Source organism: Streptomyces purpurascens (genome assembly GCF_045040895.1).
Taxonomy (GTDB): Bacteria; Actinomycetota; Actinomycetes; order Streptomycetales; family Streptomycetaceae; genus Streptomyces; species Streptomyces purpurascens.
Genome location: NZ_CP108341.1, coordinates 6,649,917 through 6,675,716, shown reverse-complemented (window position 1 = coordinate 6,675,716; position 25,800 = coordinate 6,649,917). Strand labels below are relative to the sequence as shown.

Sequence of the window (25,800 nt, the reverse complement as noted above, 5' to 3'; positions counted from 1 at the left end):
GAAGACGCGGCCCCGCCCGGGAACTCAGGGTTCCCGGGCAGGGCGCAACAGCTCGAGTGATGACCGATCTCCCTACCCAGAATGACCTGGGCCAGGTTCGGAGGGTCTGCGGCCGTGTGCCGCACTCTCAGCGCTGTGGCGCTCCCCTGTCGGAATATGAAGGTGTATGTACGACGGTCAGACTACCGTTCGGTGGCCGCGAGCTGACCACACGCCCCGTCGATCTCCTGTCCACGGGTGTCCCGGACCGTCACCGGCACACCATGGGCGGCGATGGCCTCGACGAACGCCTTCTCGTCCTCGGGCCGTGAGGCCGTCCACTTCGACCCGGGCGTCGGGTTCAGCGGAATGAGATTGACATGCACGGGCTTGCCCTTGAGCAGCCGCCCGAGCCGGTCACCCCGCCAGGCCTGGTCGTTGATGTCCCGGATCAGCGCGTACTCGATGGACAGCCGCCGCCCGGACTTGGCGCTGTACTCGAACCCGGCGTCCAGCACCTCCCGGACCTTCCACCGCGTGTTCACGGGGACGAGGGTGTCGCGCAGCTCGTCGTCGGGCGCGTGCAGCGAGATGGCGAGACGGCACTTGAAGCCCTCGTCGGCGAAGCGGTGGATCGCCGGGACGAGACCGACCGTCGAGACGGTGATCCCGCGCTGCGAGAGCCCCACGCCGTCGGGCTCGGGGTCGGTGAGCCGCCGGATGGACCCGATGACCCGGTTGTAGTTCGCGAGCGGCTCGCCCATGCCCATGAACACGATGTTGCTGAGCCGCGCCGGACCGCCGGGGACCTCACCGTCCCTGAGGGCCCGCATGCCGTCCACGATCTGGTGCACGATCTCGGCGGTGGACAGGTTCCGGTCCAGACCCGCCTGCCCGGTCGCGCAGAACGGGCAGTTCATCCCGCACCCCGCCTGCGAGCTGATGCACATGGTCACCCGGTCCGGATAACGCATCAGCACGGACTCGACGAGCGTCCCGTCGAACAGCCGCCACAGCGTCTTGCGCGTGGTGCCCTGGTCGGTCGACAGATGCCGCACGACGCTCATCAGCTCGGGCAGCAACGCCTCCTGCAGCTTCCCCCGGGCACCGGCCGGAATGTCGGTCCACTGCTCCGGCTCGTGCGCGTACCGCGCGAAGTAGTGCTGCGAGAGCTGCTTGGCACGAAACGGCTTCTCCCCGACAGCCGCGACGGCCTCCTTGCGCTCGGCAGGAGTGAGATCGGCGAGATGCCGCGGCGGCTTCTTGGCTCCGCGGGGGGCGACGAAAGTGAGTTCTCCGGGCTTAGGCATGGCTCAACCAGTGTCGCAGATCGCCGACAGTGGCCCGTGCCCCGCCTGCCCACCGCGACACCGTAGGGGAAACGCCCTACTCGCCCACGTGCTCCAGCCGGTCCTTGAGGAGCTGCTCGTTGCGCGGGAGTTCCTTGCGGACCTGGGGGCGCATGACGAGCGGTACCAGGACCTTGCCGAGGCCGTGGCCCTCGAAGTCGATCTCGATCGTCACGTGGGAGCGCTGTCCCTCGTCGAACGGCTCGACCTCGCCGTGCACCCGTGCCCGGACGGGGCCGTCGACACCGCGCATGCCCCAGGTGTGGGGCGGGTCGTACTCGACGACCTCCATGGTCATCGGCATCACGCGGCGGCCGACGTGCCGGGTGACCCGGAACCGGGAGCCGATGCCGAAGGGCCCCTCGTCGAGGCGTTCCGCGGACACGGCGCTCAGCTGCCACTCCGGCATCCGCGGGGTGTCCATGACGTAGTCGTAGACGTCCTCGGGACGCCGGTCGACATCGATGCTCTGTCGAATGATGGACATGATGACCCCCTTTGCGACGTACACCTGAATCGTCCCACCAGGCGCCCTTCGATGCCTCCCCGGAACGACAGCGAGCTCCCGCCCACAAGGACGGGAGCTCGCTGGAAGAGGTCCGCTCAGCCGGACCCCACGAAGAGCACGAACAACAGCCACACCACCGGAGCCGTCGGCAGCAGCGAATCCAGCCGGTCCATGATGCCGCCATGGCCGGGCAGCAGCGTGCCCATGTCCTTGATGCCGAGGTCCCGCTTGATCATGGACTCGCCGAGGTCGCCGAGCGTGGCGCTGACCGCGACCGCGAGGCCGAGCACCAGGCCCTGCCACCAGGCACCGTCGTCGATGAGGAACTCCATGCACAGCGCGCCCGCGACCATGGCGAAGGCGACCGCGCCGAGCAGGCCCTCGCGGGTCTTGCCGGGGCTGATGCGCGGGGCGAGCTTGTTCCGGCCGAAGCGCCAGCCGACGGCGTAGGCCCCGGTGTCGCTGACGACCGTGAGCAGCAGGAAGGTGAGCACCCGCTGCGGGCCGTCGTCCGCCGTCAGCATCATCGAGACGAAGGTCGCCAGGAACGGCACGTAGAACGCCGCGAACACGCCCGCTGTGACGTCCCTGAGGTAGCCCTCGGGCGGTTCCGTCATGCGCCAGACGAGCACGGCCAGGGTGGTGAGCGCCATGGCGACCCAGGCGCCCTCGGCGCCCCGGACGTACCCGGCGACGACCATCGCGGCACCACCGAGCGCGAGCGGAACGAGCGGCGCCCGGATGCCCTTGCGTTCGTCCAGCCGCTTGGTCAGCTCCCACAGGCCGACCACGACGGCGACCGCGACGACGCCGACGAACACCGCCTTGACGACGAACAGCGACGCGACGATCACCGCACCGAGCCCGACCCCGACCCCTATCGCGGCACTCAGGTCGCGGCCCGCGCTCTTCTTCGGCGGCTTGGGTGCCGGCTGCGAGGCGTCGGGCATGGGTTCCGGATTCGTCTCGTTTCGGACCGGGGGGCCGCTCAGCCGAGCAGCCCTCCGGTCGTCATCCTGGTTGTCGCCGTGGCCGGCTACGTCAGGCACGATGGGCATGGGGCGAGTCTGAGGCGCTTCATACGCATCGTATGCGGGACCCGCCGGGGCGGCCCCCTGGACGTGCCCATGGCCAGGGCTCTGGATGTGCCCCTGGCCATGCCCTTGGTCGGTGGGCCCCCAGTACCCGGCCTGTGGCGGCGCCCCCCAGGAAGAGTCGTTCATCAGACCTCGAGCAGCTCCGCTTCCTTGTGCTTCAGGAGCTCGTCCACCTGCGCGACGTACTTCGCGGTGGTGTCGTCGAGCTCCTTCTCCGCACGGCGGCCCTCGTCCTCGCCGACCTCGCCGTCCTTGATCAGCTTGTCGATGGCCTCCTTGGCCTTGCGGCGCACGGAGCGAATGGAGATCTTCGCGTCCTCGCCCTTGCTCTTGGCGACCTTGATGTACTCGCGGCGGCGCTCCTCGGTCAGCTCGGGGAACACCACTCGGATGATGTTGCCGTCGTTGCTCGGGTTGACGCCCAGGTCGGAGTCGCGGATCGCCTGCTCGATGTTGCGCAGGGCCGTCTTGTCGAACGGGGTCACTACCGCCATGCGCGGCTCCGGCACGGAGAACGAAGCCAGCTGGTTGATCGGCGTCGGCGCGCCGTAGTAGTCGGCCACGATCTTGTTGAACATCGCCGGGTGCGCACGGCCGGTGCGGATCGCGGCGAAGTCCTCCTTGGCGACCACGACGGCCTTCTCCATCTTCTCCTCGGCCTCGAGGAGGGTCTCTTCGATCACCACTTGCTCCTGCGTGTCTTGAGTAGGCCCGGCTGCGGTTCCATGTGGGGCGGCGGCCGGCTGCGTCGCGTCTTCTTCCTGCACGGTTCCCGACCGGCAGGACATTGTCCATCCCCCGGCCCGGCTCCGTCCCGTCCGTCCCCCGGACGGGGTGGTGCGGGTCCTCAGTCCCGGCTGGCCGCGTCCCCCACGAGCGTGCCGATCTTCTCACCCTTGACGGCGCGCCCGATGTTGCCCTCCGCCAGGAGCTCGAAGACCACGATCGGGAGCTTGTTGTCGCGGCACAGCGTGACGGCCGTGGCGTCGGCGACCTTCAGGTCGCGGGTGATGACCTCGCCGTAGCCGAGGTGATCGAACTTCACCGCGTCCGGGTTGGTCTTCGGGTCGGAGTCGTAGACCCCGTCCACGCCGTTCTTGCCCATCAGCAGCGCCTCGGCGTCGATCTCCAGGGCGCGCTGTGCGGCGGTGGTGTCGGTGGAGAAGTACGGCATGCCCATACCGGCGCCGAAGATCACCACACGGCCCTTCTCCAGGTGCCGTACGGCGCGCAGCGGGATGTACGGCTCGGCGACCTGGCCCATGGTGATGGCGGTCTGCACGCGGGTCTCCACGCCCACCTTCTCCAGGAAGTCCTGGAGGGCGAGGCAGTTCATGACGGTGCCGAGCATGCCCATGTAGTCGGAGCGGGCCCGGTCCATGCCACGCTGCTGGAGTTCGGCGCCGCGGAAGAAGTTGCCGCCGCCGATGACGACCGCGACCTGCGCGCCGTCGCGCACGACGGCAGCGATCTCGCGGGCGATCTTGTGCACCACGTCGGGGTCGACGCCCAGGCCCCCGCCACCGGAGAAGGCCTCTCCGGACAGCTTCAGCAGAAACCGGCCGCGCACTTTGCCGTCGTCGCTCTTCTGGGGCTTGGTGGTCATGGGGGATTCCGCCTCTTTCACGTGTTGCACATACCAAGAAGGCCATTGCCGGTGGGGCGTGTTTCGCATCCCATACGGCAATGGCCTCCTTGTCAGATCTGCTGTCGTCCGCCACCCATGTGACGGCGTACACGGACGACTGCTGCCGACCTTATCGGGGTCGGGCGTCGATCGCGGTACGGACTCAGATGCCGACCTTGATGCGCGAGAAGCGCTTCAGGGTGACACCGGCCTCGTCCAGGACCTTCTGGACGGACTTCTTGTTGTCCAGCGCGTAGGGCTGGCCGAGCAGCGTGGCGTCCTTGAAGAAGCCGTTGAGGCGACCCTCGACGATCTTCGGCAGGGCGGCCTCGGGCTTGCCCTCGGCGCGGGTGGTCTCCTCGGCGACGCGGCGCTCGGACTCGACGACCTCGGCCGGCACGTCCTCCTTGGAGAGGTACTTCGGCGCGAAGGCGGCGATGTGCTGGGCGACGCCCTTGGCGATCTCGGCGTTCGGCTTGTCCAGCTCGACGAGGACACCGATCTGCGGGGGCAGGTCGGGCATCGTGCGGTGCATGTACGCCGTCACGTAGCCGTCGCCGAACTGCGCGAAGCGGTCCAGGACGATCTTCTCGCCCAGGTTGGCGTTGGCCTCGTCGACGAACGCCTGGACGGTCTTGCCGGCCTCGATCTCGGAGGCGAGCAGGGCCTCGATGTCGGCCGGGGAGGTCTTGGCGACGTGCTCGGCGATGGTGGTGGCCACGGCCTGGAACTTGTCACCCTTGGCGACGAAGTCCGTCTCGCACTTCAGCTCGACGATGACACCGGAGGAGTTGTCGTCGGCGATGATCGAGACCACGGCACCGTTCTCGGCGGAACGGCCCTCGCGCTTGGCGACGCCCTTCTGGCCCTTGATGCGGAGCGCCTCGACGGCCTTCTCGACGTTGCCCTCGGCCTCGTCCAGCGCCTTCTTGCAGTCCATCATGCCGGCGCCCGTGAGCTCACGGAGCTTCTTGACGTCGGCGGCGGTGTAGTTCGCCATGAGTCTGTGAATCTTTCTCGAAGTCTGGAAGATCGAAGATCTGCGGATGCGCCCCCCATGGAGCCGGAGGGCGCTGTCTTTCCGCTGACCTACGGGTGAACGGCGGGAGCGGACTTCACCGCGCCGAAGGCGCTGTGGGATGGAGTACCGCTCCCGCCGTCACCTCGGACTGACGGGTCAGGCCTGCTCGGCCTCGGCGGCCTTCTCGCCCTCGGCCGGCTTCTCGGCCTCGGCCTCGGCGGCGGGGGCGGCCTCGGCGGCCGGAGCGGCCTCAGCCTCAGCGGCCGGAGCAGCCTCAGCCTCGGCGGCCGGAGCAGCCTCAGCCTCGGCGGCCGGAGCGGCCTCAGCGGCGGGGGCGGCCTCGTCGGCCTTCTTCTCGCCCTCGAGCAGGTCGCGCTCCCACGCGGCCAGCGGCTCGCCCGCGGCTTTGTCACCCTTGTCGCCGGTGGCGACGCCGGAACGGGCGATGAGGCCCTCGGCGACGGCGTCGGCAATGACGCGGGTGAGCAGGGTGACGGAGCGGATCGCGTCGTCGTTGCCCGGGATCTTGTAGTCGACCTCGTCGGGGTCGCAGTTGGTGTCGAGGATCGCGACGACCGGAATGTTCAGCTTCCGGGCCTCACCAACGGCGATGTGCTCCTTCTTGGTGTCCACGATCCAGACGGCGCTGGGCACCTTCTGCATCTCGCGGATACCACCGAGGGTCTTCTCCAGCTTGGCCTTCTCGCGCGAGAGCACGAGAAGCTCCTTCTTGGTCAGACCGGACGCGGCGACGTCCTCGAAGTCGATCTGCTCGAGCTCCTTGAGGCGCTGCAGACGCTTGTAGACGGTCGAGAAGTTGGTGAGCATGCCGCCCAGCCAGCGCTGGTTGACGAAGGGCATGCCGACGCGGGTGGCCTGCTCGGCGATGGCCTCCTGCGCCTGCTTCTTCGTGCCGACGAACATGACCGTGCCGCCGTGGGCGACGGTCTCCTTGACGAACTCGAAGGCGCGGTCGATGTACGACAGCGACTGGAGCAGGTCGATGATGTAGATGCCGTTGCGCTCCGTGAAGATGAAGCGCTTCATCTTCGGGTTCCAACGACGGGTCTGGTGACCGAAGTGGACGCCGCTCTCCAGCAGCTCCCGCATCGTGACGACGGCCATGGCCGTATCTCCTTGAATTTCTCGGTTGTGCCGCGGATGCCGGACGGCTTCCGCGCCTGACGCCCACTGCGCGCCGTTCCACGAGGGACCGAGGGGCGCTGATACAGCCCGTTGCCGGGGTGCGTATCGGGGCGTGCGAAGTCGACCCGGTGACCCGGGTCGCCACCAGAAGTGTACGGGACCCGCGGGGTACCGGGTGACGCCGTTGTCCACAACCGAACAGCGGTCCACAGCCACGCACGGTGACCGACGGTGGTACGGGACGCTCTGCGCATGCGAGCGAAGCGATGTGTGCGTATGTGTACGCGGCTGATCCTGCTGCTGGTTCTGACGGCGGCCGTCCTGCTGTCCCCGCCGCCGCGGCTGTTCGCGGCGCCGCCCGGCCCGGACGCCCCCGTCCCGGCGGTGGGACGCGCGTGGCCCGTCGGGTTACGCCCTCAGGTCCTCCGCGGCTGGGAACCCCCGGCGACGGCGTACGGCCCGGGCCACCGGGGCGTGGACCTGGCGGCAGCGCCGGGAACGCCGGTACGGGCGGTGGCCGGGGGCCGGGTGTCCTTCGCGGGCCGGGTGGCCGGCAAGGGGGTCGTCTCGGTGAAACTCACGGGGACCGGCGAACCACCCTTGCGCACGACACTCGAACCGGTGACGGCGACGGTGCAGGAGGGCGAGGAGGTGGAACCCGGCGAGGTGATCGGCACGGTGGACGCGACGGGCTCGCACTGCACGGCTACGTGCGTGCACTGGGGCCTGCGCAGAGGCGAGACCTACCTGAACCCGCTGTCGCTCCTGCCCCCATGGCTACTCCACAGGGGCCCGTCGAGGCTGCTGCCGGTGTACTGACTCGCTGCGGGCAATCGTGCCGCCAGGGGCGGCACGGGTGGGCGCGGCGGCACCCCGCCACGCCGGGCTGCGCACCCACCCGCCCCGGCACAGACGCGGCTCAGCCTCTTACACCCCGCAGGGCCATGGACACCGCCGCCTCCGCGATGGTGTCCGGCTCCTCCGCGGCCCCCAGCTCGATCCTCCGAACGGCCGCGTCCACAACTCCCTGCAACAGCATCGCCGCCAGCCGAGGCTGCGCGTGCCCCATCTCGGCCAGCGCCTCCACGATCATCGCGACCAGCCCACCGTGCGCCGCCCGGATCTTCTCCCGGGCCCCCGCGTCGAGCTCACTCGCGGAGATCGCGACCACGGCCCGATGCCGCCGGTCCCCGACCAGCTCCAACTGCTGGCGCACATACGCCTCGACCTTGGCCTCGGCCGTCTGGGCCCGCTCCATCGCCACCGACACTTCGGCCGCCCAGACCGGGAAGTCGACCTCGCACAGCTCCTCGACCACGGCCGCCCGTGACCGGAAGTACTCGTAGACGGACGATCGCGCGAGTCCCGTCCGCTCGGCGAGGGCCGGGAAGGTCAGCGCCTCCGTACCGCCCTCGGACAACAAGGAACGAGCCGCGTCCAGCAGGGCGGCTCGCTGCATCGACCGGTGCTCGGCCACGGAGGCCGCTCGAATCCTTGGCACGTCAACACTCTACGGACGCGTCACGCCTGACGGGAGTGGCTCACGCCGACTCATCGGCATCCGACCAGGTCAGCGGCCGAAGCTCGCCAGTTTCGCTCTGAGCTGCAGCACGGACTTCGTGTGGATCTGGCTGACCCGGCTCTCGGTCACGCCCAGCACGTTCCCGATCTCGGCCAGGGTGAGCCCCTCGTAGTAGTACAGCGTGACCACGGTCTTCTCCCGCTCGGGCAGCGTGTTGATCGCCCGTGCCAGGAACCTCCGCAGCTCCCGGTCCTCGGCGACCTCCACGGGGTTGTCGGCGGCGGTGTCCTCCAGCGTGTCCATCACGCTCAGCCCGTCGCCGCCCTCACCCCCGCCGTGCAGCAGTTCCTCCAGGGCCACCACGTTGGCCAGCGACAACTGGCTGAACACCGCGTGGAGTTCCTCCACCGCGATGCCCAGCTCGCCGGCCACCTCGCCCTCCGTCGGCGTCCGCCGCAGCCGCGCCTCCAGCGTGGCGTACGCCCGCTCCACGTTGCGCGCCTTCTGCCGCACCGAGCGGGGGATCCAGTCGAGTGCCCGCAGCTCGTCGATCATCGCGCCCCGGATCCGGGTGATCGCGTACGTCTCGAACTTGATCTCCCGGTCGACGTCGAACTTCTCGATCGCGTCGATCAGCCCGAACACCCCGGAGGAGACGAAGTCCGCCTGCTCCACGTTGGACGGCAGGCCCACGCTGACCCGTCCCGCGACGTACTTCACGAGCGGCGAGTAGTGCAGGATCAGCTGCTCCCGCAGCCGCTCGTCCCCCGTCGCCTTGTACGACCGCCACAGCTCGTCGAGCGTCGAGGGAGCGGGCGGCCGTACGCTGCCACCGTCACGGGCGGCTGGGGGGATCGCCGCCCGGTCGGACCCGGAGGTGTGCTGGGGCATTCGTCGCCTTGTGCCGTTCTGCTGCGCAGTGGTGCTGCTGGGGTGAGCTGTCTGTCTGATGTCGAGTTGCCTGTCCGTGCCGGAATCCTCGTGAGCGTAGCGTGACTGCGGTGTCGCGGTGTGCGAAGGACGGAGGCCAAGGAGGACGCGGATACGTTCCGGAGGGGTCCCGGCGGATCACCACGGTCGCTCAGTGTGATCACCGGAGGCCCTCAACTGGGCGCATTTCCAAGGGATGTCGAGGTTCCCCCGGACGGCCGAACACGCGCGGTCAGCATGGTCCGGGACCACTGCGGACCGACATCACCGCCTGGCGTGTCAACTTCCAGGCATCGCCGTGTCGTTCGACGTAACCGAGTGCCCGGAGTTCGTACAGTCTCGCGATCGCGTCCTCCTGTGCGGTCTGTGCGCGGCGCGCGATCTCGTCCGGCCGGGCGGGCCGGCCACCGGGCAGGGCGGCGAGCACCTGCCGGGTGGCGGGTTCCAGCAGATCCCGGGGCAGGACGGGGCCGCGCCGGTCGGGAGCCAGTTCTCCGATGTCGCCGACCAGCTCGACGACGTCCGCAGCATCGGTGACCAGGGCCGCCTCGCCGCGCAGCAGTTCGTGCACTCCGGCGGAGAGTCCGCTGGTGGCCGGGCCCGGTACTCCCATCGTGTGACGGCCGAGGCGCTGTGCCGCCCGCGCCGTGACCAGGGAGCCGCTGCGGTGGGCGGCCTCGACGACCACGGTGCCGCGGGTGAGCGCCGCGATCACCCGGTTCCGCAGGATGAACCGGCTCGGTGTCGGATGATCGCCGGGTGGCAACTCACCGATGACCAGCCCCTGTTCGGCGATTCTGCCGATCAGCTGGGTGTGTCCGCGCGGGTAGGGGCGGTCGACGCCGCAGGCGAGGACGGCGACGGTGGCGCCGCCCGCGCCGAGAGCTCCGCGGTGGGCGGCGCCGTCGACTCCGTAGGCGCCGCCGGACACCACGACCCAGCCCTGCTCGGCGAGGCCGGCGGCGAGGGTGGCCGCCATGTGCGCCCCGTACTCGGTGCAGGCCCGGGCGCCGACGACGGCCACGGACTTCAGCGCCCACATCCGCAGACCGGCCCGCCCTCGCACCCAGAGCCCGAGGGGCCGGGCATCCCCGAGGTCGTCGAGCTGCCCGGGCCACTCCGGGCGCCCGGGGCACACGAACCGCACCCCGGCGTCCCGCGCGACGGCGAGGTCCTCATGGGGCCGTGCCGTCTCGGCCCTGGCCAGCAGCCCCGTCCACCGCTTGCCGCCGACCCCGGGCAGGGGCGGCCCGCCCTCCGCCAGCCGCCGCGCCACTTCCCGGACCCCGAACTCCCGCACCCACCGCCCACCGACCTCGTCCCCGGGCTCGAGGACCCGGGTGAGAAACACCCGGGCGAGCAGTTCGTCGTCCGGTTCGCCGACGACGCTCATGTCAGCGCTCCGAGGGCCATCGGGACCCCCCGCGGCACACCGGTGCGCAGCTGGAGCGCGAGGGCGACGTCCGTGGCGTCGGGCCGGTCGTGACCGACGAGGTCGGCGACGGTCCAGGCCACCCGCAGGACGCGGTCCAGTCCGCGGGCGGTCAGGACACCCCGCTCCAGGTCCCGCTCGGCCTCGTCCATCGCACCGGGCACGGCGTACCAGCGGCTGCGCAGCTCGCGGCCGGGTACCTCGCTGTTGGTGTGCCAGGGAGTGCCGGCGAGGCGCTCCGAAGCCCGTTCCCGGGCCGCCCGGACGCGGTCGGCGACCGTCGCCGTGGACTCGCCCCGCGCGCCGATGGCGGTCAGCTCGGTGCGGGTGACGCGGTCCACCTCGACGCGCAGGTCGACCCGGTCGAGCAGCGGGCCGGAGAGCCTCGCCTGGTAGCGGCGGATCGCCGAGGGCGGGCATTCGCACAGGTCGTCCCGCTGCGAGAACCGGCCGCACGGGCAGGGGTTCGCCGCGAGCACCATGAGGAACTTCGCCGGGAAGCGCACGACTCCCGCACTGCGCGCGATCACGACATGCCCCGCCTCCAGCGGCTGACGCAAGGCGTCCAGGGCCCGGCTGCTGAACTCGGGAGTCTCGTCCAGAAAGAGCACTCCCCGGTGGGACAGCGACACCGCGCCGGGCCGCGCGATGCCCGGGCCGCCGCCGACGAGGGCCTGCATCGTGGCCGAGTGGTGCGGGGCGCAGTAGGGGGCGACGTCGATCAACGGCTTGCCCGGGGGCAGCAGGCCCGCCACCGAGTGGACCGCGGTGACCTCCAGCGACTCCTGCCGGCCGAGCAAGGGCAGGATGGCCGGCAGCCGCTCCGCGAGCATCGTCTTGCCGGCGCCGGGAGGCCCTTCGAGGAAGAGGTGGTGCCCGCCCGCCGCGGCCACCTCCACCGCCGTGCGCGCCGAGGTCTGCCCGACGACGTCCGCGAGGTCGTGACCGTGGTCGTGCTGGGCCGCTCCGACGCTGTGCATGCCCGTGGCCGCGCCCGTACCGGGCACGCGCAGGCCTGCGAGGAGCGGGTCCGGGCGGCCCTGTTCGTCCGGTTCCTCGTCGGGCACGGGTTCGTCGGCCAGGATGGCGATCAGCTGCCGCAGGCTCCTGACGCCCAGCACCGACACCCCGGGCACCAGGGACGCCTCGGCGGCGGCGCATTCCGGCACCACCACCTGTTCATACCCCGCGTCCGCCGCCGCCAGCACCGCCGGCAGCACCCCGCGGACCGGCCGCACCCTCCCGTCCAGCCCCAGTTCCCCGATCATCACGACGTCGGCGAGGACCCGGGGGTCGATGCGCTCCGCCGCGCCGAGGACCGCCGCGGCGACGGCCAGGTCGAAGCCGCTGCCTGACTTCGGGACGGAGGCCGGGCTCAGGCCCACCGTGAGTTTCTTCTGCGGCCAGGCCGCGCCCGAGTTGACGACCGCGGCGCGCACCCGGTCCCGGCTCTCCGTCAGGCTCTTGTCGGGCAGTCCCACCAGCGTGAACGCCGCGACACCCGGTTCGAGATCGGCCTGGACCTCGACGACCACACCCTCGACGCCCACCAGCGCCACCGAACACGTACGGGCGAATCCCATCAGGCCACCCCCCGCACATGCTCGACCACGGCCGCGCCGCGGTTCGGCAGCAGTACGCCGACCACGTCGATGCGGACCCCGCCGGGCGGTGCGCCCCCGTGGGTCTGGATCCACCGCTCGGCGAGATCCCGCAGCCGCTCCGCCTTCTTCGGGGTCACGGCCGCCATCGGATGCTCGAAGGGACCCTCCCTGCGGGTCTTCACCTCGCAGACGACCAGGACGTCACCGTCCGTGGCCACGATGTCGATCTCACCCGTCCGGCCGGAGCGCCAGTTGCGCTCCACAACCGTCAGACCGGCCTCGGCCAGCCGCCGCGCGGCCAGGCTCTCGCCGTACTTGCCCATGGCGCTGCGCGCCCGATGTGCGTTCATGTCGGCACCACCTCCGGCGCCAACGATCACGCACCCGCCGCCACGAAGTGGATCTTGGTGGACAGCTCAGCGGCTGTGGATAAACCCCTCACCCACCTGGGTGAACGTCACTGAACGTCACCCGCTCGGCAGCTCGAGATCGCTCTTGTTCAGCTCCTCGATGTTCACGTCCTTGAACGTGAGCACCCGAACCTGCTTCACGAACCGCGCCGGCCGGTACATGTCCCACACCCAGGCATCCGCCATGGACACCTCGAAGAACACCTCACCCTGGACCGAGTGCACCTGCATCTCGTAGTCGTTGGTCAGGTAGAAGCGCCGCTCGGTCTCGATCACGTATTTGAACAGACCGACGACATCGCGGTACTCCCGGTAGAGCTTCAGCTCCATCTCGGTCTCGTACTTCTCGAGGTCCTCGGCGCTCATGGCATGTTCCCCTTCAGCCGTGCGATCCCACCATTGTGCGCCAGTCCTGTGAGCCCCTAGACGATTTCCGGGTCAAGGATCACGGGCCTGGCCGGGGGACCTTCGTCGAGCAGCGTACGCAGCAGCCCGGCGAGTCTGGTCGGATACACCGTCTCATGTGCCCGGGTCAGTTCCCGACACGTCCACCAGCGCGCTCCGGCGACACTGCGCCGCTCCAGCTCGGTCAGCCCGGCGGCGGCGATCTCCGTACGGTCCGTACGAGCCAGGTAGTACCACTCGTCCTGGTCCCAGCGGCGGCCCGCGAACGGGAACGAGCACTTCCGCCGCCACAGCACCGGGCCGAGCTCGACCTCGGTGATGCCCGTCTCCTCCATGAGTTCCCGCAGGGCGGCCTGTTCACGGGTCTCGTCGCCCTCCACTCCGCCGCCGGGGGTGAACCACCAGTCGTCGGCCGGATCGTCCGGCTCGTGCCCGTGCAGCAGCAGGATGCGGTCCTGCGGGTCGAGCAGCACGACCCGGGCGACCTTGCGCAGCCCGCCCTCGGAGGAGTCCTGGCCCTCCCCCACGGCCTCAGCGGACACCCGCGGGCTCCGCGCTCGACCGCCGGGCACGGGCCGCGCCCGCGCGCTTGGCGATCGGGCCGTAGGCGCCCCCGCCCAGGACGAGCACGGCGCCGGCGATCACCGCAGCGGTGATCGTCCGCAGCGGTCCGGGCGAGGAGAGGCTGCCGAGCGCCTCGAAGCCGGTCGGGCGCTCCAGCATGCCCTTCATCGGGTACACGACGGAGTCGACGCGGGCGTCGACGGCGGAGCGCGCCACCGTGCCACTGGCGGCGTCGGTCAGGTGGGCGGTGGAGTCCACGGAGCTGCCGCGCTCGTCGCCGAGCAGGAACAGCCGCCCCTTGGGGACGGTCACGGTCGGGAAGTTGCTGATCTCGGCCGGCGTGCCCTTGGGCAGGTAGGGCTCGTCGATCTCCTTGCCGTTGACCTTGAGCTTGCCGTCCTGGCAGCAGGAGACCGTGTCGCCGCCGATGGCGACCACGCGTTTGACCATCGGCGCGTTGGCCCAGGTCGTGTCCTTGAAGACGACGACATCGCCGCGGCGCACATCATCGCCGTCGACGCGCTGCGCGAGGATCCGGTCGCCCGCGTCGATCGTCGGTGTCATCGAACTGGTGGGCACGGTGTAGGGCCGGTAGACCACCGCTCCCCAGGCGAACCCTCCGAGGAAAAGCACGAGGCCCAGCGCGACGGCCAGCCCGGACAACCGCTGTCCGGTCCGGCTGCCCACCGGGCCCGTACCTGTGCCACCGCTGCGCGGGGCCGTGTGCGTCATGCTCTCGCCACCCATGGGTCCGCACCCTACCCGGGGGTACCAGCGGGGGTCAGCCCGCCGTCGGAATCATCGCTTCCGGCGCCACCACAGCACCACGGGCACCACACCGGCGAGTGCCAGGCCCTGCGGCGCCACTGTCCAGCCGGCCGCGGCCGACTGCGCGTTCAGGCCGGACTGGTCGAAGGTGTCCGGCACCGGCAGGTTGTCCCAGCGGTTGATCGGCCAGGCGATGACGACGGCCCGTCCGACGACCTCCTTCACCGGGACCATGCCCTTGTGCCGGTCCGCCTGGTTGTAGCGGGAGTCCCGGGAGTTCTGCCGGTGGTCGCCCATGACCCAGATGGAGCCCTCGGGGACCTTCACCTTGAACTGGCCGCCCTGGTCGTCGACGCTGCACGGCGTGTTGCCCGGGTAGACGTACGACCTCTCGTCCAGCGCCTTGCCGTTGACCGTCAGCGGGCCCGTGCCCTTGCATTCGATCGTGTCGCCGCCGACGCCGACGACCCGCTTGATGAGGTCCTTCTCCTCCGCGGACGGCATGAGGCCGATCCAGCTGAGGAACGTCTGCAGCGCGTTCGGGTCCGTGGTCGGCTCGCCCGCCAGCCAGTTGTCGGGGTCGTGGAAGACGACGACCTCGCCGCGCTCGGGCTCGGAGCCGAACCAGGGGGTGAGCTTGTCGACCAGGACGCGGTCGCCCTGCTGGAGCGTGTTCTGCATCGAGTCGGAGGGGATGGAGAACGCCTGCACCAGGAAGGTCTTGATCAGCAGCGCCAGCACCAGCGCGATGCCGATCAGAATGGGCAGCTCCTTCCAGAAGGAGCGCGCCTTCTTCGGCGTCCGGTTCGTACCGCCCGGCCCTTGGTTCTCGGCTGTGGTGTGCTTGCCTGTCACCCTGTCGTCCTCGGCTGCCCCGGAGTCATTCCCGGAGGTCACGGCGCTGTCCGCGGCCGGGACGGCGGATTCCGCGGGGCGCCCGCGTTGCTCCTCGCCGTCGTGTCCGGACCGTGCGCCGACCGCCACATCCCCCACGCCAACTCCTCACTCTGTGCCGCCGCCTGCCCCATACACGGCGCAGGCCCACCACTCCCATAACGAGCGGGAGTTCCGCAGGGGTCGGGAGCTGGATCGTTCCGTTCGAATCGTCGGAGGCAACCCTATGCGACAGCCGGGCCGCAGCGGTCGACCCGGTGGCCGAGTCGGACACGGAGGCGTACGTAGTCGGCTCCTCCAGCATGTTCCAGTGGCCGAAGGGCCAGGCGATGACCATGGCGCGGCCCACGACCTCGTCCTCGGAGACCGTGCCTCCGTAGTCGGTGTCCTGGTGGGCGCGGGAGTCGGCGGAGTTGTTCCGGTGGTCGCCCATCACCCACAGCCGTCCCTGGGGGACCGTGATCTCGAACGGCGTGTCGGACGGGGCGTTGCCGGGGTACAGGTAGTCCTCGTTCAGCGGGATGCCGTTGACGGTCACGCGGCCTTGGGCGTCGCAGCACTTGACCTGGTCGCCGCCGACGCCGACGACCCGCTTGATGAGGTCCTTCTCGTTCTCGGACGGCAGCAGGCCGATGAAGGTGAGCCCTTCCTTGACCTGCTTGATGACCACGGGGTCTTCCTGCTGGGTGGTGGTCTGCTCGTCCTGGAGCCAGCCGCCGGGGTCCTTGAAGACGACGACGTCCCCGCGCTGCGGCTCGGACCCGAACCACGGGGTGAGCTTGTCGACCAGGACGCGGTCGCCGATCTGGATCGTCTGTTCCATGGAGCCCGACGGGATGACGAAGGCCTGGACGAGGAAGGTCTTCAGCACGAGGGCTATCAGGACGGCGACGCCGACGAGGAGCGGTATCTCCTTGACGGCACCGCGCCTGCGGCGCCGCTTGACCTTGCGCTGGAGCTTGCGCCGCTCGGCGCGGGTACGTCCACCGGACGGGCTGGCGGCGCGCCGGGCTCCGGTGGGCAGCAGGTTTTCCGCGGCGCTCGTGGCGACGCCGCGCGGCTTGCCGCGGTTACCCATGGGCGCCCGCCCGTCCGGCGGCGGGAGCGGGCACGCGCGCGTAGGCGTCGGGGCGCTGGAGCCGGGTGGCGTGGCCGAAGGGCCAGACGATCCAGTCGGCGCGGCCGATCACGTCGCCGACCGGGATCATGCCGCCGCCCGGGGAGCCGAGGTGGTCGCGGGAGTCGCTGGAGTCGCCGCGGTGGTCGCCGAGGACGAACAGGGTGCCGTCGGGCACCACGACGTCGAAGGGAACCGTGGAGGGGCTGTCCCCGGGGTACAGGAAGCCCGACTCGTCGACCGGCCGGCCGTTCACCTGGATCCTCCCCTCCTTGTCGCAGCAGACCACGCGGTCCGCCCCCACACCGACAACGCGCTTGATGTAGTCCGCGTGCCCGAAGTACCCCGTCCCGTCGAACACGACGATGTCTCCCCGCTGCGGCCGGGCATCGAAACGGTACGCCAACTTATTTACGAGAACCCGGTCCCCGATCCTCAATCCCGGCTCCATGGATCCGCTGGGGATCTGGAACGGCCGCAGCACGAACGTGCTGAGCAGCAGCAGGAAGAGCAGGCAGGTCAACAGGGTCAGAGTGATCCGGCCGCCCGGGACCCACGCGCTGACACGCGACACCAACGCGAAACGCGACCGTTCCTCCGGCCCTCCTGGGTCCGAGGTCTCCTCGGAGTCGGAAGGGCGGGAGGAGCGGTCGCGCTCCGTCGGCTGTGCTTCGGTGTCCATCGGAGCCAGATGCTATCCGGCCCCGACGTGAACCCCGGAGAGCGCTCAGTTCTCGCGCTTCTCCTTGATCTTCGCGGCCTTGCCGCGCAGCTCGCGCAGGTAGTACAGCTTGGCGCGGCGGACGTCACCCTTGGTGACGAGCTCGATCTTCTCGACGATCGGGGTGTGCACCGGGAAGGTGCGCTCGACGCCGACGGAGAAGGAGACCTTGCGGACCGTGAAGGTCTCGCGCACGCCGGAGCCCTGGCGGCGGATCACAACGCCCTTGAACTGCTGCACACGGGAGCGGTTGCCCTCGATGACGCGGACGTGGACGTTGACGGTGTCACCCGGGCGGAAGGCGGGGACATCGCTGCGCAGCGACGCGGAGTCGACGGTGTCGAGCAGGTGAGACATTTCGTCTGCTTTCTTCGCTGATGCCACAGGTCATCAACGGAAACTAGGTGTTTCGGATCAGGGCTGTACGCGTCGGAACGGGCGTCATCTCCCCCTGTGGCAGGGGCGCACGCCGGACGGACGCACAACAGCGACCTATTGTTCCATGCCCTCGGTCCTGCGCCAAAATCGGCCGTACGGCTCCCCCGCGGGGTCCGGTGCCCAGCCCAGGATGGACAGCATCTCGCGGTCCTTCTTGTCGAAGGCCTTGGGATCGCACCGCTCGATGAGGTCGGGCCGGTGGGCGGTCGTACGCTTCAGGGCCTCGTCCCGGCGCCAGCGCGCGATCTTCCCGTGGTGGCCGCTGAGCAGCACGTCGGGGATGTCCCGGCCGCGCCACTCGGGCGGCTTGGTGTAGACGGGCCCCTCCAGCAGGCTCGCCATGGCGCCGGGCGCGAAGGAGTCGTCCCGGTGGGACTCGGCGTTGCCCAGGACGCCCGGGAGCAGCCGCGCCACGGCCTCCGTGACGACGAGGACGGCCGCCTCGCCGCCGGCCAGGACGTAGTCGCCGATGGACACCTCGTACACCGGCATCCGTGTCGCGTACTCGTCGACGACCCGCCGGTCGATGCCCTCGTAGCGGGCCGGCGTGAAGATCAGCCAGGGGCGCTCGGAGAGCTGGACGGCGAGTTCCTGGGTGAAGGGGCGCCCGCTGGGCGTGGGCACGATGAGTGCGGGCTCGTGGGAGCCGGTCTCGTAGCCGTCGGCCAGGGCGGAATCGAGCGCGTCCCCCCAGGGCCCGGTCTTCATGACCATGCCGGGGCCGCCGCCGTAGGGCGTGTCGTCGACGGTGTTGTGGCGGTCGTAGGTCCAGGAACGCAGGTCGTGCACATGGACGTCGAGCTGTCCACGCGCGCGTGCCTTGCCGACGAGGGAGACGTTCAGCGGTTCCAGGTACTCGGGGAAGATCGTGACGACGTCGAGGCGCATTACGACTCGTCCCGGCTGGACGCGATCTCGGCGTGGTCGTCGATCAGGCCCGGCGGCGGGGTGATGACGGCCTTCTGCTCCTCGAGGTCGATCTCGGCGACGATCTCCTCCACGAAGGGGATCAGCACCTCGCTGCCGTCGGGGCGCTCCACGATGAACAGGTCCTGGGAGGGCAGGTGCGAGATCTCCGTGATCCTGCCGACCTCCGTGCCGTCCGCGGTGACCACGTCGAGGTCGATGAGCTGGTGGTCGTAGTACTCGTCCTCGCCCTCGGGCAGTTCCTCCGGGTCGATCTCGGCGATCAGGAGGGTGTTGCGCAGGGCTTCGGCGCCGGTGCGGTCGCTGACGCCCTCGAAGCGCAGGAGGAGACGGCCGCTGTGGACGCGGCCCGTCTCGATGGTGAGCGGTCCCGTGGTGGCGGGATCGGTGGCGAGTACGGCGCCGGGCGCGAGCCTGAGCTCCGGCTCGTCGGTACGGACCTCGACGGTGACCTCACCCTTGATGCCATGGGCACGGCCGATCCGTGCGACTACCAGCTGCACGTGTCCAACTCTCCTGTCATACGACTGCGGGCCGGGGACGGCCCTCAGGCCCTCCCCGGCCCGAGCCGGTTGCGATAAGCGTCAGCGGACGTGGTCCACGTCGACGAGGTCGACGCGGACGCCGCGACCGCCGATGGCGCCCACGACGGTACGCAGGGCGCGTGCGGTGCGGCCGTTGCGGCCGATCACCTTTCCGAGGTCGTCCGGGTGCACCCGGACCTCGAGCACTTGCCCGCGGCGCAGGTTGCGCGAGGCGACCTGCACATCGTCAGGGTTGTCGACGATGCCCTTCACGAGGTGCTCGAGAGCCTCCTCGAGCATGCTCAGGCCTCAGTCGACGCGGACTCGGCGGCCGCCTCGTCCTTCTTCTCAGCCTTCTTCTTCTGGGTGATGGCCTCACCCTTGCCCTCGTCGTCGCCAGCGAGGGCCTCGAACGACGGGCGGGCCGACTTCTCGGCGGCCTGCAGCAGCGGAGCCGGGGCGGGCTCGCCCTTGTACTTCTGCCAGTCGCCGGTCTTCTTGAGGATGGCGAGCACGGGCTCGGTCGGCTGCGCGCCGACACCCAGCCAGTACGCCACACGCTCGGCGTCGACCTCGATCACCGACGGGTTGTACGTCGGGTGGTACTTGCCGATCTCCTCGATGGCCCGGCCGTCACGGCGGGTACGGGAGTCGGCGACGACGATGCGGTAGTGAGGCGAACGGATCTTGCCCAGACGCTTCAGCTTGATCTTGACTGCCACGGGAGTGGATTCTCCTGGATTTGACGTGGTTGGGCACGGCGAGACGGCCGCGTGGGGTTGCGGTACCCGAGTGCCCGATGGACGCGTCAGCCGGAGGAGAGAGGGGTCCTGTGCGACTGTCGAGTACAGCTAGCCATTGTGCCACACCCTGCCGGGCGGCTTTGCCGGGGGTGCGCCGCTCCACGGGCATGCCGGGCCGGCACCCGGCGCGGAGGTGAGGTACGTCGGGTGCACACCCCGGCAGCGCGTCTCGACCGGCAGCCACGAGATGCCGGTTGCCGACGTCAGCCCGCCACCGCTCCCGCTCCCACGACGTCCGGGATACGGAACGGCTTGCCGCAGCCGCCGCAGACGATCGGCGCCTGGGCGAGTACGGACGGAACCACGCGTACGTTGCGGCCGCAGTCGCAGACCGCCTTGACGCGTACGCCGCCGCCGGAGGAGCCGTGGCGTGCGGCCGGGCCCCGGAAGGTGCGGGAGGTGTCGGAGGAGGTCGCGGCCGTGTGGGCCTTCAGGGCGCGCTGGAGGCGTTCCATCGTCGGGCGGTAGCGGCGCTTCGCCTCGGGAGTGAGCGTGACCAGGGAGAAACCGCTGCTGGGATGCGGTTCCTCGGGGTGGTCCAGGCCCAGCTCCTCGGCGATCGCGAGGAATCTGCGGTTGTGGTAGCGGCCGGCACGGGAGGTGTCGCGGACGCCGCGCGAGGCGGCGATGCCATGGACTGCCTCATGGAGCAGTCGCTCGAAGGAGAGCTCGTGACCGCACGCGGACGACGACTCCCCGATCAGGGACTCTGGCGCGGCAAGGTCGGGCAGCTCGGGGTGGTACCGCTGAATATCGGCCCACGCCTGTGCCAGCTCTGCGGCGAGAACAGGTGGTGTCTGTGTCGTGCTCACGTAATGACAACGAGCCGGGGTGCCACAGTGTTCCGATTCCGGGCCATCCCAAATAATTTGCACGTACCCGTCAGTTGCCTCTGATGCGTCCTGACGAGGGCGCGTGCGCTGATCTGTGGAGAAGCCTCGCAGCTCACCACAAGGTGGTGCGTAGTTCCGCGTACGCCCACCCGTCTCCCGCCGCCACCCTCAACGGAGGCCCTTCGGGCCATCCCTCCCGACCGGCGCGCAGCTCAGGTCCACACGCCGGGGAAGCAGGGGTCCGCGCGTACGCAAGAGGCGTTTCGGCCGCCTTGCGCCCCACTCAGTAAGCGCGTGCCACGACGGCGACGTTACCGGGTGCGTCGTCGGCGTCCGGCACCGACCCGTCCTCGGCGACCAGACACCGTACGGTCGCCGCGTGATCGGCGAGCTTGGACTCGCCCTCCTCGCCGAGCACGGCCCAGGGGATGCGCGCCCAGCCGCCGGCGGTGGCCGCCTCGACGGCCTCCTCGAACGTGGCGACCTCGGTCGTACGGGACTCGCGGCGCTCGCGGGACTGCTTCAGCAGCAGGGCCTGGTCCTCCTCCAGGACCTCGGGCAGCAGCGACACCAGGGAGTCCAGGGACACCGGCTCCTTGCCTCCCGGGATGCGGCGCGCCAGCATCGCCGTGCCGTTCTCCAGGTCGCGCGGGCCGACCTCGATGCGCACCGGGACGCCCTTGAGCTCCCAGTCGACGGCACGGCGGCCGAAGGGGATGTCGGTGCGGTCGTCGACCTGGACGCGGACACCGGCGGCCTTCAGCCGGTCGCCGAGCTCGCGGACGGTGGCCAGAACCGCCTCGTCGCCCTTGATCGCGAGCACCACGGCCTGGATCTGCGCGAGCCGCGGCGGGACGCGCAGGCCGTTGTCGTCGCCGTGCATCATCACCAGGGCGCCGATCATGCGGGTGGTGGAACCCCAGGACGTCTGCCAGACCAGCTCCTGCTTGCCGTCCTTGGACAGGTACCGGGTGTTGAAGGCCTTCGCGAAGTTCTGGCCCAGTTCATGGCTCGTGGCCATCTGGAGGGCCTTGCCGTCGCCCATCATGCCTTCGAGGGTGAGGGTGTTGACGGCGCCGGCGAACCGCTCCTTGACGGTCTTGCGGCCCGGGACGACGTCCATCGCGAGCACGTTCACCATGAAGTCCTCGTAGACCTGCCGGTGAATGTGCGCGGCGAAGTCGCGCGCCTCCTCGTAGGTCGCGTGCGCGGTGTGGCCTTCCTGCCAGAGGAACTCGGAGGTGCGCAGGAACAGGCGGGGCCTGAGCTCCCAGCGCACGACGTTGGCCCACTGGTTGATGAGCAGCGGCAGGTCGCGGTAGCTCTGCACCCACTTCGAGAAGTAGTCGTTGATGATCATCTCGGAGGTGGGCCGGACCACGGCGGGCTCTTCGAGTTCCTTGCCGCCGCCATGGGTGACCACGGCCAGCTCGGGCGCGAAGCCCTCGACGTGGTCCGCTTCCCTGGTCAGGTACGACTGGGGGATCAGCAGCGGGAAGTACGCGTTCTGGGTGCCCGTCTCCTTGATGCGGGCGTCCATCTCGGACTGCATCCGCTCCCACAGCCCGTACCCGTACGGTCGGATGACCATGGTGCCGCGCACCGGACCGTTGTCGGCGAGTTCCGCCTTGGTGATCAAGTCCTGGTACCAGCGCGGGAAATCGTCCGCCCGGGGGGTGAGAACGGGTGCCTTGGTCATGGCGAGATGGTACGGGCCCAAGTTGCCGGAATGTGAAATCTCGCCATAGGCACATGACAACTCATATGCCGGGGCGCATTCCACTGGACGACAGGTCGAGGGGGGAGTTTCCTGGCATACGGGGGTAGTGCGAGCGCACTGTCACGGGGGCCATGGAATCGGGCAAGAGGCAACTCTCGGCGGATTGGGGCGCTTACTTATGACACCTACGCTCGTGCGGCAGCACCTGCCTCACGCGGGGGCCGCACCCCGCGTGGACCTGCGTGCACGCGCGCGTGACTGGTCCGAGATCCAGGAGCGGATGCTCGTACCGCTCTACGAGGCCGTCTACGAGCGACTGGACGTGGGTCCCGCCACGCGGCTGCTCGGCCTCGGCTGCGGTTCCGGACTCGCCCTGCTGATGGCCGCCGCCCGGGGAGCGACGGTCACCGGTGTCGACTTCTCCCCCGAAAGAATGACCTTCGCACGGGAGCGGCTGCAGCCCGAGGCGTGGGGCACGCGCCCGCGTGCGGAGACCCGGCTGGTCGAGGGCTCGCCCCGGGACGCGGCGGTGCCGGGCGCTCCCGCGTACAGCCTGGTGACGGCTTTCGAGCCGATCGGGTGCCTCGCGGGCGACTCGGAGGGGATGAGCGGGCTGCTCGCGGAGGCGACGCCGCTCGCCGAGCGCGGTGCGGCCGTGGTGCTGGCGGGCTGGGGTCCGCCGGAGCGGTGCGCCACGACGTCCGTGCTGCGGGTGGCCACCAAGCTGGCGGAGCCGCTGCGCAACACGGGCAGCTGGCGTCCCGCCCTCCGCGACGACCTGGAGGACGTCGCCCAGCGGGCCGGGCTCAAGCCGGACGGTTCCGGGCGGGTGGCGTGCCCCTTCGGCTACGCCGACGCGGACAGCGCGGTACGCGGGCTCAAGTCGACGGGGCTCTTCGACGCGGCGATGGCCGCGACCGACCAGGTGCAGGTCGACAAGGAGCTGAGCGAGGCACTGCATCCGCACCAGCGGCAGGACGGGACCGTGTGGATGCCCAATGTGTTCCGCTATCTGATCGCTCGGGTTCCATAAAGATCAAACCTTGTCCGGTGCAGGTGTGAATGGTGTGAAGAAAGCACGGTGCGGTGCTTCTGGTGCCATGAAGTGGATCATGACCGCTTAATCTGATCCACCGCTCGGGGGATCTACACATCTGCATACAGGAGCTGCTTTGCCGCACCACAAGACCGCGCTGCGTCTCGTCGCGCCCGTCGCCGTCCTCGCTCTGTCGCTCACCGCCTGCGGAGGCGGCGACGACAACGCCGGCGCGAAGAGCCCGGCCACCGAGAAGGCCAAGGTCTTCCCGTCGCCGGAGCCGACGTCCGGCGGCGAGATGGGGAGCGGCGAGAGCGCCACGGGCAAGGTCGAGGAGGACCCGGGCAAGGTCACCTACGAGATCCTGGCGCAGAAGGTGGACGTGGGCACCGAGGCCGAGGCCGCCAAGGCCGTCTCGGAGCCGGACAAGGTCAAGGGCAAGGTGCTGGCCACCGCCTACCTGAAGTACACGCACAAGAGCGGCCCCGCCCTCACCGACGGTGCCGATGTGCACGACGGCACCACGGTCTTCGCCGACGGGCAGCGCGGCACCGTCCTCATCGGCGCGTCCGAGGACGCCGCGGGCTGCGAGGACCCCTACGACGTCGACAGCTGGAAGCAGGGCGAGAGCCACGTCTTCTGCGAGACCTACGTGATCCCGGCGAACGCCAAGAACGTCGAGGTCCACTGGTCCGAGGAGGACGGCGAGCCCTACATCTGGAAGTTCCCGAACGCCTGACCGGCCGGTCACCCACAGAGCACTGAGGGCGCCCCCTTCCGTAGAGAAAGGGGGCGCCCTCGGTGTCGTGCGGTACGGGCCGTCAGCCCATGAACTTCTTGAACTCGTCGGGGAGTTCGAAGTCCTTACCGCCCTGCTGCGGCAGTCCGAAGGCGCTGCCGCCCTCGGCCGCGGCGGCCCGGCGGGCGGCCTCCTCCTGCTCCTGCTGCTTGCGCTTCATCGGGTTGCCGGAGCGCTGCTTGCCCTTGGCCTGCTTCTGCTTCTTCTTCGTCCGGCCGGGACCGCCGCCCATGCCCGGCATGCCGGGCATCCCGGGCATGCCGCCGCCCTGGGCCATGCGGGACATCATCTTGCGGGCCTCGAAGAACCGCTCGACCAGGTTCTTCACCGCGCTGACGTCGACACCGGAACCACGCGCGATACGGGCGCGGCGCGAGCCGTTGATGATCGTCGGCTCCTGGCGCTCGGCCGGGGTCATCGACTTGATGATGGCGGCCGTACGGTCGACGTCCCGCTCGTCGAGGTTCTGGATCTGGTCCTTCATCTGGCCCATGCCCGGGAGCATGCCGAGCAGCTTGGAGATGGAGCCCATCTTCCTGACCTGCTCCATCTGGGCCAGGAAGTCGTCCAGGGTGAAGTCCTGGCCCTTCTTGGACGCCAGCTTGGAGGCCATTTTCTCGGCCTCTTCCTGGCTGAATGTCTTCTCCGCCTGCTCGATCAGGGTGAGCAGGTCACCCATGTCGAGGATGCGGGAGGCCATCCGGTCAGGGTGGAAGGCGTCGAAGTCGTCGAGCTTCTCGCCGTTCGACGCGAACATGATCGGCTTGCCGGTGATCTGCCGGATCGACAGGGCCGCACCACCACGGGCGTCACCGTCGAGCTTGGAGAGCACCACGCCGTCGAAGCCGACGCCGTCGCGGAAGGCCTCGGCGGTGTTGACCGCGTCCTGGCCGATCATCGCGTCGACGACGAACAGGATCTCCTCGGGGCTGACCGCGTCCCTGATGTCAGCGGCCTGCTGCATCATCTCCTGGTCGATGCCGAGGCGGCCGGCGGTGTCCACGATCACGATGTCGTGGACCTTGGACTTGGCGTGCTCGATGGAGTCCTTGGCGACCTTGACCGGGTCGCCGACGCCGTTGCCCGGCTCCGGCGCGTAGATGCCGACGCCCGCGCGCTCGGCGACGACGCTGAGCTGGTTCACGGCGTTCGGGCGCTGGAGGTCACAGGCGACCAGCAGCGGCGAGTGGCCCTGCTCCTTCAGCCAGCGGCCGAGCTTGCCCGCGAGGGTGGTCTTACCGGCACCCTGCAGACCCGCCAGCATGATCACGGTGGGCGGCTGCTTGGCGAAGCGCAGGCGCCGGGTCTCGCCGCCGAGGATGGTGACGAGTTCCTCGTTGACGATCTTGAGGACCTGCTGGGCGGGGTTCAGCGCCTTGCTGACCTCGGCACCGAGGGCGCGCTCCTTGACGTTCTTGATGAACGTCCGGACGACCGGCAGCGCCACGTCCGCCTCGAGGAGCGCGATCCGGATGTCCCGGGCCGTGGCGTCGATGTCCGCTTCGCTGAGACGCCCCTTGCCGCGCAGGTTCTTGAAGGTCGCTGAGAGGCGATCGGAAAGAGTATCGAACACGGCGCTCGCGGTCCTCAGGGTTGGTGGCTACAGGGAATCGCCCTCCAGGGTAT

General features: G+C 69.8%; 29 protein-coding genes and 1 riboswitch. Of the genes, 3 read left to right on the top strand and 26 right to left on the bottom strand.

Features of this window, described 5'->3' with window-relative positions:
* Positions 1-51 precede the first annotated feature (51 nt).
* Positions 52-158: riboswitch (TPP riboswitch) on the bottom strand.
* A 24-nt stretch (positions 159-182) separates the two neighbouring features.
* From rlmN to rpsB, 7 genes are all read right to left on the bottom strand, one after another.
* Positions 183-1,289, bottom strand: a complete 1,107-nt coding sequence (gene rlmN, locus OHU35_RS30605) for a 23S rRNA (adenine(2503)-C(2))-methyltransferase RlmN (protein ID WP_405507566.1) — start codon at positions 1,287-1,289, stop codon at positions 183-185.
* Between the two features lie 76 nt (positions 1,290-1,365).
* Complete coding sequence (locus tag OHU35_RS30600; protein ID WP_189728026.1) at positions 1,366-1,815, bottom strand: SRPBCC family protein; 450 nt, start codon at positions 1,813-1,815, stop codon at positions 1,366-1,368.
* Between the two features lie 116 nt (positions 1,816-1,931).
* The gene (locus OHU35_RS30595; protein WP_189728024.1) at positions 1,932-3,059 is read right to left on the bottom strand and encodes a phosphatidate cytidylyltransferase; all 1,128 of its coding nucleotides are present in this window, start codon (positions 3,057-3,059) and stop codon (positions 1,932-1,934) included.
* Positions 3,059-3,616, bottom strand: coding sequence for a ribosome recycling factor (frr, locus tag OHU35_RS30590; RefSeq protein ID WP_184598490.1), 558 nt, complete (start codon positions 3,614-3,616; stop codon positions 3,059-3,061). The genes OHU35_RS30595 and frr overlap by 1 nt, the downstream gene beginning before the upstream one ends.
* Before the next feature lie 164 nt (positions 3,617-3,780).
* Positions 3,781-4,539, bottom strand: coding sequence for a UMP kinase (pyrH, locus tag OHU35_RS30585; protein WP_189728022.1), 759 nt, complete (start codon positions 4,537-4,539; stop codon positions 3,781-3,783).
* Positions 4,540-4,723: 184 nt separating this feature from the next.
* Entirely contained in the window at positions 4,724-5,560 is an 837-nt protein-coding gene (tsf, locus tag OHU35_RS30580; RefSeq protein WP_189728020.1) for a translation elongation factor Ts, read from the bottom strand.
* A gap of 177 nt (positions 5,561-5,737) precedes the next feature.
* Positions 5,738-6,706 carry a 30S ribosomal protein S2 gene (gene rpsB, locus OHU35_RS30575; RefSeq protein ID WP_405507563.1) on the bottom strand — a complete coding sequence of 323 codons (969 nt, stop codon included), beginning with the start codon at positions 6,704-6,706 and terminating at the stop codon, positions 5,738-5,740.
* Between the two features lie 297 nt (positions 6,707-7,003).
* On the opposite strand from rpsB, the gene OHU35_RS30570 reads away from it, so the two are divergent.
* A complete protein-coding gene (locus OHU35_RS30570; protein WP_189728233.1) occupies positions 7,004-7,546 on the top strand; it encodes a M23 family metallopeptidase in 543 nt (180 codons plus the stop codon).
* Between the two features lie 100 nt (positions 7,547-7,646).
* Here the strand turns inward: OHU35_RS30570 and OHU35_RS30565 are convergent, their stop codons facing one another.
* From OHU35_RS30565 to proS, 18 genes are all read right to left on the bottom strand, one after another.
* Positions 7,647-8,204 (bottom strand): TetR/AcrR family transcriptional regulator, encoded by a 558-nt coding sequence (locus OHU35_RS30565; protein ID WP_189728231.1) that lies wholly within the window; start codon positions 8,202-8,204, stop codon positions 7,647-7,649.
* Positions 8,205-8,297: 93 nt separating this feature from the next.
* Entirely contained in the window at positions 8,298-9,140 is an 843-nt protein-coding gene (gene whiG / locus OHU35_RS30560; RefSeq protein ID WP_189728016.1) for an RNA polymerase sigma factor WhiG, read from the bottom strand.
* A 271-nt stretch (positions 9,141-9,411) separates the two neighbouring features.
* Positions 9,412-10,572 carry a DNA-processing protein DprA gene (gene dprA, locus OHU35_RS30555; protein WP_189728014.1) on the bottom strand — a complete coding sequence of 387 codons (1,161 nt, stop codon included), beginning with the start codon at positions 10,570-10,572 and terminating at the stop codon, positions 9,412-9,414.
* Positions 10,569-12,194 (bottom strand): YifB family Mg chelatase-like AAA ATPase, encoded by a 1,626-nt coding sequence (locus tag OHU35_RS30550; RefSeq protein ID WP_189728010.1) that lies wholly within the window; start codon positions 12,192-12,194, stop codon positions 10,569-10,571. Before OHU35_RS30550 ends, dprA begins: the two co-directional genes overlap by 4 nt.
* Complete coding sequence (locus tag OHU35_RS30545) at positions 12,194-12,595, bottom strand: YraN family protein (RefSeq protein ID WP_189728008.1); 402 nt, start codon at positions 12,593-12,595, stop codon at positions 12,194-12,196. The genes OHU35_RS30550 and OHU35_RS30545 overlap by 1 nt, the downstream gene beginning before the upstream one ends.
* Positions 12,596-12,682: 87 nt before the next feature.
* Positions 12,683-12,991, bottom strand: coding sequence for a DUF2469 domain-containing protein (locus tag OHU35_RS30540; RefSeq protein WP_003993268.1), 309 nt, complete (start codon positions 12,989-12,991; stop codon positions 12,683-12,685).
* A gap of 56 nt (positions 12,992-13,047) precedes the next feature.
* Positions 13,048-13,572: an NUDIX hydrolase gene (locus OHU35_RS30535; protein WP_189728006.1), complete on the bottom strand. Its 525-nt coding sequence runs from the start codon at positions 13,570-13,572 to the stop codon at positions 13,048-13,050.
* Positions 13,562-14,341: a signal peptidase I gene (lepB, locus tag OHU35_RS30530; RefSeq protein WP_189728004.1), complete on the bottom strand. Its 780-nt coding sequence runs from the start codon at positions 14,339-14,341 to the stop codon at positions 13,562-13,564. The genes OHU35_RS30535 and lepB (OHU35_RS30530) overlap by 11 nt, the downstream gene beginning before the upstream one ends.
* 51 nt (positions 14,342-14,392) lie before the next feature.
* Entirely contained in the window at positions 14,393-15,355 is a 963-nt protein-coding gene (gene lepB, locus OHU35_RS30525; protein WP_189728002.1) for a signal peptidase I, read from the bottom strand.
* Complete coding sequence (lepB, locus tag OHU35_RS30520) at positions 15,243-16,334, bottom strand: signal peptidase I (RefSeq protein WP_189727999.1); 1,092 nt, start codon at positions 16,332-16,334, stop codon at positions 15,243-15,245. Before lepB (OHU35_RS30520) ends, lepB (OHU35_RS30525) begins: the two co-directional genes overlap by 113 nt.
* A complete protein-coding gene (gene lepB, locus OHU35_RS30515) occupies positions 16,327-17,055 on the bottom strand; it encodes a signal peptidase I (protein WP_189727997.1) in 729 nt (242 codons plus the stop codon). Before lepB (OHU35_RS30515) ends, lepB (OHU35_RS30520) begins: the two co-directional genes overlap by 8 nt.
* 45 nt (positions 17,056-17,100) lie before the next feature.
* Entirely contained in the window at positions 17,101-17,451 is a 351-nt protein-coding gene (rplS, locus tag OHU35_RS30510) for a 50S ribosomal protein L19 (protein ID WP_030852073.1), read from the bottom strand.
* A 135-nt stretch (positions 17,452-17,586) separates the two neighbouring features.
* Positions 17,587-18,420 carry a tRNA (guanosine(37)-N1)-methyltransferase TrmD gene (gene trmD / locus OHU35_RS30505; RefSeq protein WP_189727995.1) on the bottom strand — a complete coding sequence of 278 codons (834 nt, stop codon included), beginning with the start codon at positions 18,418-18,420 and terminating at the stop codon, positions 17,587-17,589.
* Positions 18,420-18,962 carry a ribosome maturation factor RimM gene (gene rimM, locus OHU35_RS30500; RefSeq protein ID WP_189727993.1) on the bottom strand — a complete coding sequence of 181 codons (543 nt, stop codon included), beginning with the start codon at positions 18,960-18,962 and terminating at the stop codon, positions 18,420-18,422. Before rimM ends, trmD begins: the two co-directional genes overlap by 1 nt.
* Positions 18,963-19,043: 81 nt before the next feature.
* Complete coding sequence (locus OHU35_RS30495; protein ID WP_115744409.1) at positions 19,044-19,283, bottom strand: RNA-binding protein; 240 nt, start codon at positions 19,281-19,283, stop codon at positions 19,044-19,046.
* A 2-nt stretch (positions 19,284-19,285) separates the two neighbouring features.
* Positions 19,286-19,705, bottom strand: a complete 420-nt coding sequence (gene rpsP / locus OHU35_RS30490) for a 30S ribosomal protein S16 (protein ID WP_189727991.1) — start codon at positions 19,703-19,705, stop codon at positions 19,286-19,288.
* Positions 19,706-19,989: 284 nt separating this feature from the next.
* Complete coding sequence (locus tag OHU35_RS30485; protein WP_184598513.1) at positions 19,990-20,598, bottom strand: hypothetical protein; 609 nt, start codon at positions 20,596-20,598, stop codon at positions 19,990-19,992.
* 304 nt (positions 20,599-20,902) lie between these two features.
* Complete coding sequence (proS, locus tag OHU35_RS30480; protein ID WP_189727989.1) at positions 20,903-22,318, bottom strand: proline--tRNA ligase; 1,416 nt, start codon at positions 22,316-22,318, stop codon at positions 20,903-20,905.
* A gap of 199 nt (positions 22,319-22,517) precedes the next feature.
* Here proS and OHU35_RS30475 point away from each other — a divergent pair, with 199 nt between their 5' ends.
* Together OHU35_RS30475 and OHU35_RS30470 are read left to right on the top strand one after the other, a co-directional pair.
* On the top strand, positions 22,518-23,372 hold the full coding sequence (locus OHU35_RS30475; protein ID WP_359896449.1) for a methyltransferase domain-containing protein: 855 nt from the start codon (positions 22,518-22,520) through the stop codon (positions 23,370-23,372).
* A gap of 139 nt (positions 23,373-23,511) precedes the next feature.
* Positions 23,512-24,114 (top strand): hypothetical protein, encoded by a 603-nt coding sequence (locus OHU35_RS30470; protein WP_189727985.1) that lies wholly within the window; start codon positions 23,512-23,514, stop codon positions 24,112-24,114.
* 82 nt (positions 24,115-24,196) lie between these two features.
* On the opposite strand, the gene ffh is transcribed toward OHU35_RS30470, so the two are convergent.
* Positions 24,197-25,747, bottom strand: a complete 1,551-nt coding sequence (ffh, locus tag OHU35_RS30465; protein WP_189727983.1) for a signal recognition particle protein — start codon at positions 25,745-25,747, stop codon at positions 24,197-24,199.
* Positions 25,748-25,800: the final 53 nt, after the last annotated feature.

What these genes read in the sequence shown, in the direction of transcription:
- rlmN (WP_405507566.1), bottom strand. Translation starts at nt 1,289, where the DNA reads ATGCCTAAGCCCGGAGAACTCACTTTCGTCGCCCCCCGCGGAGCCAAG.
- OHU35_RS30600 (WP_189728026.1), bottom strand. Translation starts at nt 1,815, where the DNA reads ATGTCCATCATTCGACAGAGCATCGATGTCGACCGGCGTCCCGAGGAC.
- OHU35_RS30595 (WP_189728024.1), bottom strand. Translation starts at nt 3,059, where the DNA reads ATGAACGACTCTTCCTGGGGGGCGCCGCCACAGGCCGGGTACTGGGGG.
- pyrH (WP_189728022.1), bottom strand. Translation starts at nt 4,539, where the DNA reads ATGACCACCAAGCCCCAGAAGAGCGACGACGGCAAAGTGCGCGGCCGG.
- tsf (WP_189728020.1), bottom strand. Translation starts at nt 5,560, where the DNA reads ATGGCGAACTACACCGCCGCCGACGTCAAGAAGCTCCGTGAGCTCACG.
- rpsB (WP_405507563.1), bottom strand. Translation starts at nt 6,706, where the DNA reads ATGGCCGTCGTCACGATGCGGGAGCTGCTGGAGAGCGGCGTCCACTTC.
- OHU35_RS30570 (WP_189728233.1), top strand. Translation starts at nt 7,004, where the DNA reads ATGTGTACGCGGCTGATCCTGCTGCTGGTTCTGACGGCGGCCGTCCTG.
- whiG (WP_189728016.1), bottom strand. Translation starts at nt 9,140, where the DNA reads ATGCCCCAGCACACCTCCGGGTCCGACCGGGCGGCGATCCCCCCAGCC.
- dprA (WP_189728014.1), bottom strand. Translation starts at nt 10,572, where the DNA reads ATGAGCGTCGTCGGCGAACCGGACGACGAACTGCTCGCCCGGGTGTTT.
- OHU35_RS30550 (WP_189728010.1), bottom strand. Translation starts at nt 12,194, where the DNA reads ATGGGATTCGCCCGTACGTGTTCGGTGGCGCTGGTGGGCGTCGAGGGT.
- OHU35_RS30540 (WP_003993268.1), bottom strand. Translation starts at nt 12,991, where the DNA reads ATGAGCGCCGAGGACCTCGAGAAGTACGAGACCGAGATGGAGCTGAAG.
- lepB (WP_189728004.1), bottom strand. Translation starts at nt 14,341, where the DNA reads ATGGGTGGCGAGAGCATGACGCACACGGCCCCGCGCAGCGGTGGCACA.
- lepB (WP_189727999.1), bottom strand. Translation starts at nt 16,334, where the DNA reads ATGGGTAACCGCGGCAAGCCGCGCGGCGTCGCCACGAGCGCCGCGGAA.
- lepB (WP_189727997.1), bottom strand. Translation starts at nt 17,055, where the DNA reads ATGGACACCGAAGCACAGCCGACGGAGCGCGACCGCTCCTCCCGCCCT.
- rplS (WP_030852073.1), bottom strand. Translation starts at nt 17,451, where the DNA reads ATGTCTCACCTGCTCGACACCGTCGACTCCGCGTCGCTGCGCAGCGAT.
- trmD (WP_189727995.1), bottom strand. Translation starts at nt 18,420, where the DNA reads ATGCGCCTCGACGTCGTCACGATCTTCCCCGAGTACCTGGAACCGCTG.
- OHU35_RS30495 (WP_115744409.1), bottom strand. Translation starts at nt 19,283, where the DNA reads ATGCTCGAGGAGGCTCTCGAGCACCTCGTGAAGGGCATCGTCGACAAC.
- proS (WP_189727989.1), bottom strand. Translation starts at nt 22,318, where the DNA reads ATGACCAAGGCACCCGTTCTCACCCCCCGGGCGGACGATTTCCCGCGC.
- OHU35_RS30475 (WP_359896449.1), top strand. Translation starts at nt 22,518, where the DNA reads ATGACACCTACGCTCGTGCGGCAGCACCTGCCTCACGCGGGGGCCGCA.